Consider the following 14,370-nt stretch of genomic DNA (forward strand, 5'->3'; position numbering starts at 1 on the left):
TCGTTCAAGGTGTTGTTGAAAGAACTCCAGTCGCTGTGCCTCAACGTCGAAGTCCTCGCCGCGGGTTCGGCCATCGAACTCCAACACGGCGACGACGAAATCGATCGAACCGCGGCCAACCTCGGCATAACCCTCTCCCGCGACGAGGCCCCGTCGGTCAACGACCTGCCCGGCTGACCCGTATCGGAAGGAGTAGGGCGAGGGCGACGGCGCCACAATCGAGCTAGCATCGCCACGTCCGACCACATCGATAGCCAGTCCGATCCGAAAGGCCGCAGTTCTGTGACCGCGCGTCGTCCCCTCGTCGTCGGTGTCGACGGTTCGCCCGCGTCGCTTGCCGCCATTCGCTGGGCCGCGGCGATCGCCGCGCGCCGTACGGCGCCGCTACACCTTGTGCACGCCATCGGCGTTCCGGTCCACGCGGTGCCCTTGATCGGCTCCTTGTTGTTCGACATCAGTGCGTTCCGCAAGATCGGAGAGTCCGCGCTAGAGGAGGGGCGACGCATCGTGGGCGGCTTCCCGACGAACGTCGAGGTCGAGACGTTTCTCGATATGCCGTCACCGGTCGCGGCGTTGTCCGCCCGGTCGTCGGCAGCCCAGTTGCTCGTCATCGGTGCTCGAGGTCTTGACCCGTTGGAGCGTGTGCTGTTCGGATCGGTCGGCGTCGGCCTGATGAAGCACGCCGATTGCCCGGTGGCCGTCATTCCGGCTGCCGTCGAAACGACGCCGCCTTCGGCTCATGTTCCGGTACTGGTGGGCGTGGACGGGTCGCGCTGTAGCGCTCGGGCGGTGGGTGTCGCCTTCGACGAGGCGGCGAGCCGGAACGTGGGACTTGTGGCGGCGACGGCGTGGTCTGACCGCAACGGCGCACCTCGCGCGACGCCGGAGCGGGCCGAGACGATGCTCGAGGAAAGCCTGGCGGACTTCGCCGGCAAGTATCCGCACGTCCGCGTGGATCGAATCGTCATCGAAGGCCGCCCGGCGCAGCGGCTGCTCGAGGCGTCCCGGCACGCGCAGCTTGTCGTGCTCGGCAGCCGTGGGCGTGGCGGAGTCACGGGCGCGACGCTCGGTTCCGTCAGTCACGCGGTGCTGCAAGGCAGCCGCGTCCCGGTTCTCATCGCCCCGTGTCGACAATGACGGGGTCGAGGACAGGCTGACCGAGGAAGGGTCGTTGGCCTCTCGTGCTCGGCGCCGGAGCCTGTGAAGCTCGCCGAAATGGAGAACGTCTTGTCGTCGCAACCGCGAGCGATGTCGATGTCGAGCCCGCTCGGCATATCCACCGCGGCCGCGCTGCCGGCCGGAGCGGTGCTCGACGCACTCGAGACAGGTTCCGCCGGATTGACCGGTGCGCAGGCCACGCGCAGGTCGCGGCGATACGGCCCGAACGCCGTGCGATCCCATCGCGCGCGCCTGTCCGGGGTGCTGGTGCGGCAGCTGCGGTCTCCGTTGTTGCTGCTACTGGTGGTGACGGCGGTCGCGTCGTTCTTCCTGGGGCAGCGCAGCGATGCCGTGGTGATAGGGGTGATCGTCGCGGTGTCGGTGGGGTTGGGGGCGTTCAACGAGTTTCGCGCCGAACGCGCCGCCGAGGCGTTGCACGAACGAATCCACCGCCGGGCGGTAGTGGTGCGCGACGGCGCGGCGCGGCCGGTCGATCTGGTCGACCTGGTGCCCGGCGACATCGTCGAGTTGCGGGCCGGTGAGCTGGTGCCCGCTGACGTGCGGCTGCTGTCGGTGACCGGGCTCCAGTGCGATGAATCCGTGCTGACCGGTGAATCGGTCCCGGTGGTGAAATCGACCGAGCCGGTGCCCGCTGGTAGCCCGGCGGCCGAAATCACGTGCTGCGCGTTGATGGGGACGGTGGTCAGCGCGGGACGGGCTCGCGGTGTCGTCGTGGCCATCGGCGGGGCGACCGAATTCGGCCGGATCGCCCTCGGGCTGGGACAACGGCACCCCGACACCGAGTTTCAGATCGGGTTGCGCCGGTTCTCGCTGCTGCTGGTGCGCGTGGCCGCGGTGTTGACCGCCGGGATCTTCGTCGTGAACCTCGCGCTGGATCGCCCGATCCTGGATGCGCTGATGTTCTGCCTCGCTATCGCAGTGGGGATCTCGCCGCAACTGCTGCCCGCGGTCGTGTCGACCAGCCTGGCCGCGGGCTCGCGGCTACTCGCACAGCAGAAGGTGCTGGTCAAGCGGCTGGTATGCATCGAGGACCTGGGGGATATCGAGGTGCTGTTCACCGACAAGACCGGTACGTTGACCGAGGGCCGCATCGAATTCATGCGGTCCGTCGGCGCGGACGGATCCGCCGGCGACACCACGGCTTTGCTGGGACTGGTGTGCACGGACGCGGTCGTGCAGGGTGATCGGGTCGTCGGCGCGGACGCGCTCGACACCGCGCTGTGGGAGTCGCCCGCGGCACCCACGGACAGCGCAGGCCGGTACGAACGGCTCGCCGTACTGCCGTTCGACCATCGCCGTCGTCTGGTGTCGGTGCTTGCCACCGGCCCCGACGGCGCGCCGATCATCATTACCAAGGGTGCGCCCGAGGCCGTACTGGCGCGCTGCACCGAGGTTCCGGCGCGAGCCCGGACGGTGGTCGAGGAGGAATTCGCCGCGGGCCATCGTGTGATCGCGGTCGCCACCCGCCCGGCCGCCAAGCAGCATTCGCTGGGGCCAGGCGACGAGCAGCACCTGCGTCTGCTCGGTTTCCTGGTGTTTCTCGACCCGCCCAAGGCCACCGCGCGCGCGGCGCTGGACCGCCTGGCCGGTCTCGGTGTGACGGTCAAGGTCATCACCGGTGACAATCCGGTCGTGGCCGCCACGGTGTGCGCCGAACTCGGATTGCCGCCGGGCGCCGCGATGACCGGAACCGACATCGACCGTCTCGATGACGAGCAGCTCACCGAAAAGCTCGCCACCACAACGGTGTTCGCGCGAGTGAGCCCGGAGCAGAAGGCGCGCATCGTCCGCGCGCAGCGACGGCTCGGTGTCGATGTCGCCTACCTCGGCGACGGCGTCAATGACGCGCTCGCCCTACACGCCGCCGATGTCGGCATCTCGGTCGACACCGCCACCGATGTCGCCAAGAACGCCGCCGACGTCATACTGCTGGCGAAGGATCTGCGGGTGCTGGCCGAGGGCGTCGGACAAGGACGGCGAATCTTCGCCAACACCATGAAATACGTGTTGATGGGCACCTCGAGCAATTTCGGCAACATGATCAGCGCCGCGGGCGCTTCCGCGTTCCTGCCGTTCCTGCCGATGCTCCCGTCGCAGATCCTACTCAACAACCTGCTCTACGACTCGAGCCAGCTCGCCATCCCCACCGACACCGTCGACCCCGAACAACTCGCCCGCCCGTCGCGCTGGGACATCGGGATGATCCAGCGGTACATGCTCGTCTTCGGACCGATCAGTTCGCTGTTCGACTTCGCCACCTTCGGGGTGATGCTCTGGGTTTTCGATGCCGGGGAAGCCCTGTTCCACACCGGGTGGTTCATCGAATCCCTCTCCACCCAGATCCTGGTGCTGTTCGTGATCCGCACCCGTCGCATCCCGTTCCTGCGCAGCCGCCCCAGCGTGCCGCTCTTGAGCGCGGCGCTGGCCGCCATCGCGACCGGGGCACTGCTGCCGGTGACACCCCTCGCGCCCAGCCTCGGACTGACTCCCCTGCCAGGCACCTTCTTCCTCGCCCTCACCGCCATGATCGCCACATACCTCGTACTGGTCGAAGCCGGCAAATACGTGTTCTTCCGCACTCCGCCCACCGTCACCGCGTACCGCCCCCGAACGACCGGGCACCGAACACAACGCCGTGCCGCCCGGTTCACCACCATCCGCGCCCTCGCCCAGCACCGAAGCCCCGGACCCGGAAATGCGTTACGAACCCCGACCAGGACCGCACGATCGTCAGCGTGAGATCCCATTCGACCTCGAGAGGCTGTGCGGCCACGTGCTGGGTAATCGCTTGACCGCCGGCGACACCGACGCCGCGTTCCGAGCGTTCGCCGCCATGCAGATCGTCCAAGACTTCGCAGCGCGACCGGCCGCCGCGACATTCTGCGCGTTCGGCACGGCGCTACGACCTGAACGTCGAGTATTCGGGCAGTCGCCATCGCGCGAACTTGTCGGCGAGGTACCCGTGCGGTCAGGCGTCCGATCACCCTCGGCAAGATGCCCGTGACGGCGTGCAACCGGTCCACCGGGTAGATCCACTGGCCGCTGGGGTGACGTCCTGGTGCGGTCGAGTCGATCGTTGAGACAGATCGTTGAGACGAATGGTGCCGATGCCACCGGAAAGACGCGGCACACTATCGGGGTGTTGCGACTGCAGATGCTGGCTCCGAGCGAGATGACCGATGACGTGATCCGAATCCTCGAACAGGACGATGCCGTCAGTGGCCTGGCGGTGATGCGCGGCGCCGCGCTGCGGCCCAAGGGGGACATGCTGGTGGCGGAGGTGGCGCGCGAGGCGGCCAACGACGTGATCCAGCGTTTGCGTGCGATCGGGCTGCACCGGGTGGGCACCATCGAGATCGAGCCGGTGCGTACCTGGCTGTCGCGCAGCGGATTCGATTGCGAGGTGCGTACCCCTGGCAGCAGCGCAGACGCGGTGGTATGGGCTGATGTGGCCCAGCGCTCGTATGAGGAAACCGAGCTGAACTGGACCTATCTCAGTTTCATGACCTTAGCCACCGTGATCGCCGCGATCGCGATCGTGTTGGATAGTCAGATCCTGGTAATCGGGGCGATGGTCCTCGGGCCGGAGTTCGGAGCCATCGCCGCACTCGGAGTCGCTCTGGTACGTCGCCGGTTCGCCCTGTTCGGGCTCGCTGTCCGCACGCTGCTGCTGGGTTTCGCCACCGCGATCGCCGTCACCTTCACCCTGGCGTTGCTCGGGCGCGGGCTGGGTTGGATCACCGTGGAAGACGTCACCGGCCCCCGCCCCGGGACAGCCTTCATCTACACCCCCGACAAGTGGTCGTTCATCGTCGCCGTCGTCGCTGCCGCCGCCGGAGTGCTGGCGCTGACCTCCGCCAAGGCCGGAGGGCTGGCCGGCGTTTTCATCTCTGTCACCACCGTGCCTGCCGCGGGCAATATCGCACTCGGCGCTGTTTTCGGCGTCGGGTCGGCGGTCTGGGGCAGCGCCCTGCAACTAGTGGTGAACCTGTCAGGAATGGCACTCGCGGGTTGGGCGACTGTCGCGGTGCAGCAGGCGGTGTGGTCGCGAGTATCGGTGCGGCGTGCCAAAGCGATGAGCACGCCGCGTCGGATGCTGTAGACAGCCATGTGGTCGGTCCCGTAGAGATCGCGCAGGATCTTCGTCCTTGACGGAATACGCAAGAATCGCCCGCACCAACAGCGAGCGGCGCCATCGTTCCAGTGACAGTCGGCCCCGAACCGTCGGTACTTAGATGAGTAGAGGTTCTGCGCCGAGGGATAGGTCCGTGGACGATGCCTCGAACAAGGAGGCCACTACATAGCAAAACTTATTAGTGGTTCCCCAAGGCTTGCACTCGACCACTACTCAGCGTTACAGTCTAGCGGTACTCGGCGCTACTTAATAGTGGTCAAGATCGAAGGAGGCCGCCACGGACAACTTGACGGAGATGCTGAAAGGCACGCTCGAAGGCTGTGTCCTCGAGATCATCGGCACCGAGGAGACATACGGGTACGCCATCACGCGTCGACTGAACGAACTCGGTTTCTCCGACGTCGTCGAAGGAACGGTTTACGCCATCCTGGTGCGATTGGAGAAGAACAGGCTGGTCGACGTTTCGAGACGACCGTCCGAAGTCGGCCCGCCTCGCAAGTTCTTCGCACTCAACGACGCCGGGCGTGAAGAGCTCGCGACGTTCTGGTCGAAATGGGAGTACATCTCCTCGCGCATCAATCAACTCAAGGGAACTGAACGATGAAATTCTGGGAGACGATCACGGGAAGCGATCTGACCAAGGAATACAAGGCTTTCGAAGCTCGAGCCGAGACTCTTCCGGCCGAGTATCGAGCGGCGTGGGCGCAGATCAATACCCACCTCTCGTTCTACTCCGACATCACAGGGCGCAATTTGATGCCGATCCTCGATGGCGTCCTGGGCTTTCTCGAGGTAGCAGCAGCGGAGGGACAGAGTGTTCACGAAGCGTTGGGTGACGATATCGAAGGATTCTGCGCGGCGATCGCCGGCGAAGAAGGGGCAAAGAGCTTTCGCGACAAATGGCGCGAACAGTTGAACAAGAACGTGGCACGAAAACTGGGCCGGCTAGGAGCATGACGTGGGCATTCGCGACATCATCGAAGGCAAGCGGGAATGGCGGGCGCACATGGCGCGGGTCAGGGCGCTTCCTCCCGACTACAAGATCGTCTACGAGGAGAGCCAGAAGTACTTTTTCAAGATCGGGCCGGTCGAACTGGTCGATGGGAGCCTGCTCTCGAGCATGCTCGATTTCTTCGAGGAAGGGATCGCGGCCGGCAAAGGAGTTCTGGAACTCATCGGCGACGATGTCGCAGCTTTCTGCGATGAGCTGGTGAAGGACTCGCGAACCCACGCCGATATCTATCGGGAATCCATCAGCACAGACCTCGGCAAGAAAAGGAAATGACCGCCGGGGACGACTGGACATCGACCGGTTATCACGCGAGTTGAATACGGAGGTGGCAGACAACGGTATCGCTCCTGCGGCGTAATTGCCGTTCGAGTTCGTCGCTGCGGTGGCTCGGCAGGACCCGAGCCCAGCCCGCCGGCGGGTCGATCTCCGCGATCACCACAATCTTCCTGCGGTCGGCGAAAGAATTGTCGAGGTAGCGTGCGACGGGCCCGCCGACGGTCGCGTCGCGCGCTTCCAACAGCACCAATCGAACGTCGGGATGCCACACCTCCCACGCTTTGGTGAAAGCTGTCACCGACTCACCAGGTAGGCACACGTGGACGGCGACGATGTCGGTCCCGATGGACATCGCCGCGGAGAGTGCCTCGCTACTCAGCTCGGAGACTTCCGACACCGGTACGACGACCACGGCGTCGCGGGGTCGCGGTGGTGGTGGCACCGCATCCGCGCGGCGGCGGTCATCGATGCGAGTGTAGGTAGAGCGGATGCGCTGCATGCCCAGCACCAGGGCAGGCAGCACCAGTACGATCAGCCAGGCGCCTGCGGTGAACTTCATGGCGGCGGTGACAACAGCGGCAGCCGCGGTGAGTAGGGTGCCGAACCCATTGAGTGCCAATCGTTTACGCCACCCATGATCGCGATTGAGCCACCAGTGCCGGACCATCCCGGCCTGAGCGATGGTGAAGCCGACGAACACGCCGATCGCAAACAGGGGCACCAGCGCGTTCATGTTCCCGTTCGCGCCGATCAGCAGCACGCCCGCGCTCAACCCCAGTGCCGAGACGCCGTATCGGTAGACCAATCGCGGGGAGTGCACGGCGAAGCGGTGTGGGAGGCAGTTGTCGTCGGCCAGGAGCCTGGTCAGGGGCGGCAGACCGCCGTATGAGGTGTTCGCGGCCAGCGCCAGCAGGATGACTGTAGCGAATTGCACAGCGTAGTAGCCGATTCCGTGACCCAGTACGGCCGCGGTGAGCTGGGACAGCACAGTGGTGCCCTCGATCGGGCGGATCTGGAATTTCTCGATCAGCACCGCGAGGCCGATGAGCATCGTGCCCAGTAGCCCGCCCAGTGCCACTTCCGCGCGCCGGGCCCGCTGAACACGTGGCGCGGCGAAACTCGGCACCGCGTTCGCGATCGCTTCCACGCCCGTCAGCGCCGCGCAGCCACTGGAGAACGCCTTGAGCAGCAGCAGTACCCCGACCGTCTGCATGTTTCCGACCATCTCAGAACCGGAGTCGAGTACGGCAGGCTCGGAGCGAAGCAGCCCGCCGAGGATCACAGCGAAGATGCCGGCCACGAACACGATGGTCGGTGCCATGAACGCTCGTGCGCTGTGCACGATCCCGAACAGATTCAACACCGTGATGCCGACGAGTACGGCCAGGCAGATCCATAGCGTCGACCCGTGCAGAACTGGAAACGCCGAGGTGAGTGCCGCGACCCCGGCGGCGATCGATACCGCGACGTTGAGCACGTAGTCCACGATCAGCGACGCCGCGGCGACCAGGCTTGCGCGTCGGCCGAGGTGACGTTTCGCCACCGCGTACGCGCCACCACCGTTCGGGAACGCCGTGATGACTTGCCGATAAGATGCGACGAGCACCGCCAGCAGCGCGGCGATGGCCAGCGTCACCGGCAGAGCCATGCCAAGTCCCGCGGCTCCGGCGGTGGCCAACACCAGCACGATCGCCTCGGGTCCATAGGAGACCGAAGCCATCGCATCCAGCGAAAGACCGGCCAGTCCGGTGGACACGGTCAGGCCGACGGACGGCGAAACGTTTTTCGATTTTCCGCGCGGCGGGGGAACCGTGCGCGTTACGACGGTACTCACAGCAACGAGTCTCGAACGGCAGACGTGGGAATGGAATGACTGTTTATGCAACCTTGACGGCAGCAGTGACAATACCCACTCGCAGAGCCTACATCAGCAGCCCGAGATACGGTTTCAGCGCGCGAGCATGCTTTTATGACCTGCTTACGCTCTTCTGGTCGATTTTATCATTTCCCTTAGTCATTGATCGATATCACCACACTGCGGCTACGACCGAGAAGACTATCCACAAATGGCCGGTATCGGCGTGTTAGCGACTGCCTCATGGCAGGTCAATGGAGCGCGAAGTAGCGCAGCCAGAGATATGGTGCGGCGACCGCGATAGTGACAGCGGTGACGACGATGCCTTTGCGGGTGAATTCCCAGAAGCTGATCGGATTGCCGGCGCTGCGGGCGATGCCGAGCATCACGACGTTGGCGCTGGCGCCGACGGCAGTGAGGTTCCCGCCGAAGTCCGCGCCCAGAACCAACGCCCACCACAACGCACCGGCTCGAGGATCGTCCATGCTCGCGACGAGGTCGGCGACCAGGGGGCTCATGGTCGCGACATAGGGGATGTTGTCGATGAGGCCGGATAGCAACGCCGAGACAACGAGGATGAGCATCGTCGCCAGCAGCACGTTACCGCCGGTGACGTCGGTGGCCAGTTCGGCGAGTCGCTCGATCACCCCGGTTTTCACCAGAGCGCCGATAATCACGAACAAGCCCGCGAAGAACAGCAAGGTCTCCCATTCCACCGCGGACAGGTAATCGCGCTGCGGGACGCCGGAGATCAGGACCAACACACCGGCGCCGAGCATGGCCACCACCGATGGCGCGATGTGGAACAGCGAGTGTCCGACGAACCCGGCCAGTACGGCGGCGAGCACGATCGTGCATTTGACCAGCAACCTGGGATCGCTGATGGCTTCGCGTTCGTTGAGGGTCATGGCGTCGGCCGCGCGGGCGGGGTCCACGTCGAAACTACCGCGGAAAAGGCGCGGAAGCAGCAGCGTGAATACCGCGAGCGCGATGAGCACGATCGGTGCCATGTGGATCAGGAAGGTGTTGAACGACAGCCCGGCCCGGCTGCCGACGATGATGTTCGGCGGGTCGCCGATGAGGGTGGCGGCGCCGCCGATGTTGGATGCGAGAACCTCGGCGATGAGAAAGGGAACCGGGTTGATCGCGAGCCGGTCGCACACCAGCAGCGTCACCGGCGCGATGAGCAACACGGTGGTGACATTGTCGAGCATGGCCGACGCGAGGGCCGTCATGAGGACCATCAGAACCATTACTCGTACCGGGGATCCTCTGGCGCGTTTGGTCGCCCAGATCGCGGTGTATTCGAACACACCGGTCTGGCGCAGAACACCGACGATGATCATCATCCCCAGCAGCAAGAAGATGACATCCCAGTCGATGCCGACCTCATGGGAGTAGAAAGCGTCTTCGGATCCGATGACTCCGAAGGCGAGCAGGATCGCGGCGCCGCCGAGGGCGGCCTTGGTCTTGTGGATGCGTTCGGTGGCGATGAGGGCGTAGGCGACGAGGAAGACCGAGACCGCGACGACCGTCACGATGTCCACCACACACGAGCGGTCGACGTGGCGCTCATGATCCCGTCGCGGGTCAGCCGTCTTGCAGGGCGGCGGCCAATAGCCGGGATGCGGTGATCACTCCGACGAGTTCGTCGCCCTTCAGCACGGCGATGAGCGGGCAGCGGAACCGGGCCATGACCGCGGCGACCTCGACGATCGTGTCGTCGGACCGGGCCGCGGGCACCTTGCTGAGCCGTTCGGGGATGACGTCGCGGACCTTCTTGCCACGCAGCTTGTCCGCGATCCGATCGCACATCGATTCCGTGAGCACGCCGGCCAAGGACGGATCGTCCTGCACGTATTTCGGGACGATGAAGCGCACCACCTGGGAGGCGGGCAAGACGGCTTGCGGGGCCCCTTGGCCGTCGGTCACCACGATCCCGGGCAACCGATGCTCGGCCAGCAGCCGAGCAGCGTCCAGCGCGTCGGTGTCCAGACTGACCACCGGGTATTCCTCGGCCATTTGAGCAGCACGCACACCTGCAGGATACGACCCGGGACGGTGTGATCGCCCGCGCGAAGTTCGTCAAGCTCGAGTACTTGCCCGTCACCACAAACTCCCAGGTTGGTGGGTGTGACCCGAGTCCCGGACCACATGCCGACCAGACTTCCCGGCGCTCCAGAGTAAAGATGCCGTAAGTAACGCCCGCGGGGCAACTCTGGACCGGTCCGGCCCATAGCGCCTGAGTTGCTTCGTCCTGCTCCGTAGCACAGAGCAGGGTCGATCACAGTTGATCGCCGCAGCGTTTGATCTATGTTCGTACCAGGTTCGCAGGCGTCTATCAGGCGTGCAGCCACACGACAGTGTGTTCTACCGGCCAGCGGAAGGTTGCCCGGGGGCAGTGCCGTCGTGGAGTCGACGCGTCGGCTGAGCCCAGGCCGGATTCGCACCGCCGCGGATCACAGCGGTTTTACCCCGCCAAGGGGTCAGCTGTCCGGGTCCAGTGCCGATTGCTCGTAGAGTGCCGTCCAGACAGTCAGGCTGGACAGGGCATCGACGGTTCGGCGGCCACGCTCGGTCAGGATCAACCGCCCGGCCTGCGACAAAGCATCGTCCCAACTGCCTGGCAACTCGGCGACGACGAGTCCGCGTGCGGCTACTACACGGACCGCGTGCGGCAGCGTCCACCGGCCACCGATAGCGCTGCGCAACTCCGCGAGGGTGTGCGTACGGTGGGACAAAACGTCGAGGATCTCCACCACGTGGCGGTGCTCGACCAGCTCGCGTAGGGTCTCGAGATCATCGTATCGGCTCATGCCAACCACCCCTGGGGTCTGCCACTCAACCATGGCCGGACGCTATACGGCCCCCAGCCGAGCGCGGGCTATTCCTGACGACAATCCACGCCGCCTACCGATGGTTTTGACGAAATCAATGCATCGCCTGGGCCTGAATACTGCCTCCACGCCCGGCACTGCCACAGTTGCCGGGACACAGGCGCGGTAGTCGCACGGCCGGCTGGTGAAGAGCGGTCGCTTTCGGTACGTGTAGCTAGCCGCGCCGATTCCCGCAGAACATATGCGAACTCGAGACCACGACGACGATCCGGACCGCAGCAGGCGCAAATGATTCGTCAATCCGCTGTGCGAAATCTTGCCCACGCCACCGCAAGGGTTTCTCATCGGACTATGACCGAAATCCCGGACGTCGCGCCGCTTCCGCGCACGCCGTCTGGCCCCGCTCGGGTTCGCGGCGAGTACGAATTGCCGTCGTCGCTGGAGCTTTTCGGTTTCGGAATCGAGGACGAGCCGCCCAGTCCGGCTTGAGACCCTCCGCCTTTCCGCCCTGTTCGGCGTTGCCACTGGGACCTTCGTGTGCACAAAAGCCATTGCTGTCGTGCGTATCCCGATGCCCCGCCCACTCCCCCTGATCGGGGATCACTGCTGCGGATCGATCCGCTTGCCGTCAGTCGACGGCGGCCCCACGCTCACTCGATAGGAGAGCTATGTCCGAATTTCTGTCCGCGTCCCGGGTAACCATGGTGACCGGCGCCGATACCCGTCTCGGCCATGCGACCGCGCGACGGCTCGGCGCCGACGGTGCCGCCGTGATCCTGCACGCACAGGACAAAGACGGTGCCGAGGAAGCATTCGAAGCGCTGGTTTACGCGGGCATTCCGCCCCAGAGGCTGCACTTCGTGCACGCGGACTTCACGAAGCTCTCCGAGGTGGACGAACTCGCGGTCACGCTGGCCGCGACAGTGCCGTGCCTGCACGCGCTGATCAATGCCGCCTCGATTCCGGCCAGCCAGCGCCGCTCACAAACCGAGGACGGCTACGAGACGACCCTGCAGGTCAACTATCTCGCACCGCAGCGCTTGATCATGGCGCTGGTGCCCGCGGTCGCGGCGGCGCGAGGCAGAGTGGTGACCGTGTCGTCTCCACTGCATCGGGGAGGCACCGTGGACTACTCCGATCTGGATCGCAAACGCGGCATCTACACGCCACTGGCGGTCTACGCGCAATCCAAACTGGCGCTGACCATGTTCACCCGGACACTCGCCGAGACCGGTCCCGAATGCCTGACCGCGGTGAGCGTCCACCCCGGCGACTTCGAAATCGACATTCCCCAGCTCCGCGGTCACGCGGGCACACCAGTGGACAACGCCGCCGATCTGCTGGCGATATACAGCGCCCCCGGCGCCCCTGTCGTCAACGGTGGGTACCACGAAGGCACCCAACCAGCGCAAACAGCTGCGCTGGTGAGCAATTCACGTGCCCGAGCCCGGCTGGCCGCCTGGACCAACCAGCAGAACCCCACCGCTTGACCATCGAAAAGCAGCCGACTCGAGTGGAATTAGCGATGACCGTGTCATCCCCAAAACCGTCACTACATTCGTCTGGATTCCAACGACTACTCGGTGCACCCGGCGGTGATCGGGCGCCGGATCGAGATCGTCGCCGATCTGGATCGGGTCCGGACCAGAGTTGACAGCCGCGTCGAGGGAACCAACTGCGCGGCCTTGGTACTAACGCCCCGCACAACACCACCGCAGCGGCCCCGACCAAAGCTGAGCGGTCACCAGCGCGCGGTCACCGCAACACCACACCCGACAGACGAAGGCACGACGATCACCAACCATCTGTCAAGGCACGATTCGGTTACCGAAGGGAGTAGGAGGACCAAGCTACAGAAGCATTTCGCGCCGAGATGGCAGTTTACATGCGCATGACATGCGCATGTAAACTGCCCACATGGCCGTTGCGATCCAGATCAAGGACGTCCCCGAGGAAGTGCGAGATGCTATCGCCGCACGCGCTGCGGCCCGGGGCCAGTCCACCCAGGTATACCTGCGCGCTCTGCTGGAACGAGAGTTGCGTGCCGAACGAAACAAGCATCTACTCGAGAGCCTGGTCGGGCACCGCGGACTCGACATGGACGCGCAGGATGTCGTCGAGGAGATACGTGGCGGACGCAAGGACGACGAGTGATCGTCGTCGACGCGAACGTCATGGTCATGGCTTTGTCCAGCCCCACGGCGCAGGGCGACACCGCAAGAGCAGCGATGCTCGCCGACGACAACTGGATCGCTCCCGCGCACATGCCTTTGGAGGTACTGCGCACCCTCCGCAAAGCCGTACTGGTTGACCACTTGACCGCCGACGCCAGCGATTCCGCGTTCCGAGCGCTCGCGGCGATGCAGGTCGTCTACGTGGGAACCGATGCTGCGCTGCTGCATGCGGTCTGGGCGATGCGCCACAACGTCTCCATGTACGACGCAGCCTACTTGTCGGTCGCTGCCCTGTACGATGCTCCGCTCATCACTTTCGATGCCCGGCTCGCCAAAGCGGCCGAACAGGCCAATCCGGGCATCCGCGTCACCCTGCTCTGACTGCGGGTGTGTACCGATGGAACAAGTCCCTCGTGTGTCTTGCGATCCAGCCAATATCACCGAATCATCGGCGATCCCAACAGTTCGAAGGTGGACTTCCAGTTCGAGCACAGGCATCCAGATGTCCGGGCCGAGCGAGAACGCAAACCCGCCGCACCGACCCCACGAATGCGTCACCGTCACGAAGGTGGAAGCGTGCCAGCCCGGCGAGCCACCGCACATAGACCCAACTCTCCATGGCGAGTCGGTCGGTCAACGGCCCGTCCGGGCGAAGTCATATGAAGTCAGCGATTCGATTCGAGCGGTATAACCGGGTCGCGCTGCTGCCCGTGTAATTGACCAATTCCAGAAGAAAACAGGACCACGAAAACGCTTCGAACCGGCTCGATCGCTGCCACGCTGACTGTCCATGGCGCGAGCAGAACCGATCAACCAGATTCAGTTCGACCTGCTGGAGTGGGTGAGCGACGGCTGCCCGGACGGCGTGATGACCGGGCACACATACAAGACCACAGCGAAGG

General features: G+C 64.8%; 13 protein-coding genes and 1 pseudogene. 10 read left to right on the top strand and 4 right to left on the bottom strand.

Annotated features, from left to right (window positions below; translation table 11 throughout):
- Positions 1-282 precede the first annotated feature (282 nt).
- The 6 genes from APZ21_RS21875 (at position 283) to APZ21_RS21900 (ending at position 6,599) form a co-directional block, all read left to right on the top strand.
- Complete coding sequence (locus tag APZ21_RS21875) at positions 283-1,137, top strand: universal stress protein (protein ID WP_054815174.1); 855 nt, start codon at positions 283-285, stop codon at positions 1,135-1,137.
- Positions 1,138-1,227: 90 nt separating this feature from the next.
- Positions 1,228-3,918, top strand: a complete 2,691-nt coding sequence (mgtA, locus tag APZ21_RS21880) for a magnesium-translocating P-type ATPase (protein WP_371852326.1) — start codon at positions 1,228-1,230, stop codon at positions 3,916-3,918.
- 337 nt (positions 3,919-4,255) lie between these two features.
- Positions 4,256-5,281 carry a DUF389 domain-containing protein gene (locus tag APZ21_RS21885; RefSeq protein WP_239476756.1) on the top strand — a complete coding sequence of 342 codons (1,026 nt, stop codon included), beginning with the start codon at positions 4,256-4,258 and terminating at the stop codon, positions 5,279-5,281.
- 328 nt (positions 5,282-5,609) lie between these two features.
- Positions 5,610-5,918, top strand: a complete 309-nt coding sequence (locus tag APZ21_RS21890; RefSeq protein ID WP_054815176.1) for a PadR family transcriptional regulator — start codon at positions 5,610-5,612, stop codon at positions 5,916-5,918.
- Positions 5,915-6,271, top strand: a complete 357-nt coding sequence (locus tag APZ21_RS21895) for a DUF1048 domain-containing protein (protein WP_054815177.1) — start codon at positions 5,915-5,917, stop codon at positions 6,269-6,271. The genes APZ21_RS21890 and APZ21_RS21895 overlap by 4 nt, the downstream gene beginning before the upstream one ends.
- Position 6,272: 1 nt before the next feature.
- On the top strand, positions 6,273-6,599 hold the full coding sequence (locus APZ21_RS21900) for a DUF1048 domain-containing protein (RefSeq protein WP_054815178.1): 327 nt from the start codon (positions 6,273-6,275) through the stop codon (positions 6,597-6,599).
- Between the two features lie 31 nt (positions 6,600-6,630).
- On the opposite strand, the gene APZ21_RS21905 is transcribed toward APZ21_RS21900, so the two are convergent.
- The 4 genes from APZ21_RS21905 to APZ21_RS21920 all read right to left on the bottom strand — a co-directional run bounded on the left by APZ21_RS21905 (position 6,631) and on the right by APZ21_RS21920 (position 11,306).
- The gene (locus APZ21_RS21905; RefSeq protein WP_082393358.1) at positions 6,631-8,322 is read right to left on the bottom strand and encodes an APC family permease; all 1,692 of its coding nucleotides are present in this window, start codon (positions 8,320-8,322) and stop codon (positions 6,631-6,633) included.
- A 386-nt stretch (positions 8,323-8,708) separates the two neighbouring features.
- Positions 8,709-9,995: an ArsB/NhaD family transporter gene (locus tag APZ21_RS21910; RefSeq protein WP_054815207.1), complete on the bottom strand. Its 1,287-nt coding sequence runs from the start codon at positions 9,993-9,995 to the stop codon at positions 8,709-8,711.
- Positions 9,996-10,047: 52 nt separating this feature from the next.
- Positions 10,048-10,494, bottom strand: a complete 447-nt coding sequence (locus APZ21_RS21915) for a CBS domain-containing protein (RefSeq protein WP_054815179.1) — start codon at positions 10,492-10,494, stop codon at positions 10,048-10,050.
- A 449-nt stretch (positions 10,495-10,943) separates the two neighbouring features.
- Positions 10,944-11,306 carry a hypothetical protein gene (locus tag APZ21_RS21920; protein WP_054815180.1) on the bottom strand — a complete coding sequence of 121 codons (363 nt, stop codon included), beginning with the start codon at positions 11,304-11,306 and terminating at the stop codon, positions 10,944-10,946.
- A 656-nt stretch (positions 11,307-11,962) separates the two neighbouring features.
- On the opposite strand from APZ21_RS21920, the gene APZ21_RS21925 reads away from it, so the two are divergent.
- From APZ21_RS21925 to APZ21_RS21935, 4 genes and pseudogenes are all read left to right on the top strand, one after another.
- Positions 11,963-12,784 (top strand): SDR family NAD(P)-dependent oxidoreductase, encoded by an 822-nt coding sequence (locus APZ21_RS21925; RefSeq protein WP_054815181.1) that lies wholly within the window; start codon positions 11,963-11,965, stop codon positions 12,782-12,784.
- Positions 12,785-12,844: 60 nt separating this feature from the next.
- Positions 12,845-12,958, top strand: a pseudogene (locus APZ21_RS35760) (Mu transposase domain-containing protein); the annotation flags it as partial.
- 253 nt (positions 12,959-13,211) lie between these two features.
- Positions 13,212-13,448, top strand: a complete 237-nt coding sequence (locus APZ21_RS21930) for a FitA-like ribbon-helix-helix domain-containing protein (protein ID WP_054815182.1) — start codon at positions 13,212-13,214, stop codon at positions 13,446-13,448.
- A complete protein-coding gene (locus tag APZ21_RS21935; protein WP_054815183.1) occupies positions 13,445-13,849 on the top strand; it encodes a type II toxin-antitoxin system VapC family toxin in 405 nt (134 codons plus the stop codon). Before APZ21_RS21930 ends, APZ21_RS21935 begins: the two co-directional genes overlap by 4 nt.
- Positions 13,850-14,370 lie beyond the last annotated feature (521 nt).

This window comes from Nocardia arizonensis, from assembly GCF_001310275.1.
Classification (GTDB): domain Bacteria; phylum Actinomycetota; class Actinomycetes; order Mycobacteriales; family Mycobacteriaceae; genus Nocardia; species Nocardia arizonensis.

Excerpts from the sequence above, each read along its gene's own strand:
- APZ21_RS21925 (WP_054815181.1), top strand. The coding sequence starts at position 11,963 with ATGTCCGAATTTCTGTCCGCGTCCCGGGTAACCATGGTGACCGGCGCC.
- APZ21_RS21930 (WP_054815182.1), top strand. The coding sequence starts at position 13,212 with ATGGCCGTTGCGATCCAGATCAAGGACGTCCCCGAGGAAGTGCGAGAT.
- APZ21_RS21905 (WP_082393358.1), bottom strand. The coding sequence starts at position 8,322 with ATGGCTTCGGTCTCCTATGGACCCGAGGCGATCGTGCTGGTGTTGGCC.
- APZ21_RS21890 (WP_054815176.1), top strand. The coding sequence starts at position 5,610 with ATGCTGAAAGGCACGCTCGAAGGCTGTGTCCTCGAGATCATCGGCACC.
- APZ21_RS21920 (WP_054815180.1), bottom strand. The coding sequence starts at position 11,306 with ATGGTTGAGTGGCAGACCCCAGGGGTGGTTGGCATGAGCCGATACGAT.
- APZ21_RS21895 (WP_054815177.1), top strand. The coding sequence starts at position 5,915 with ATGAAATTCTGGGAGACGATCACGGGAAGCGATCTGACCAAGGAATAC.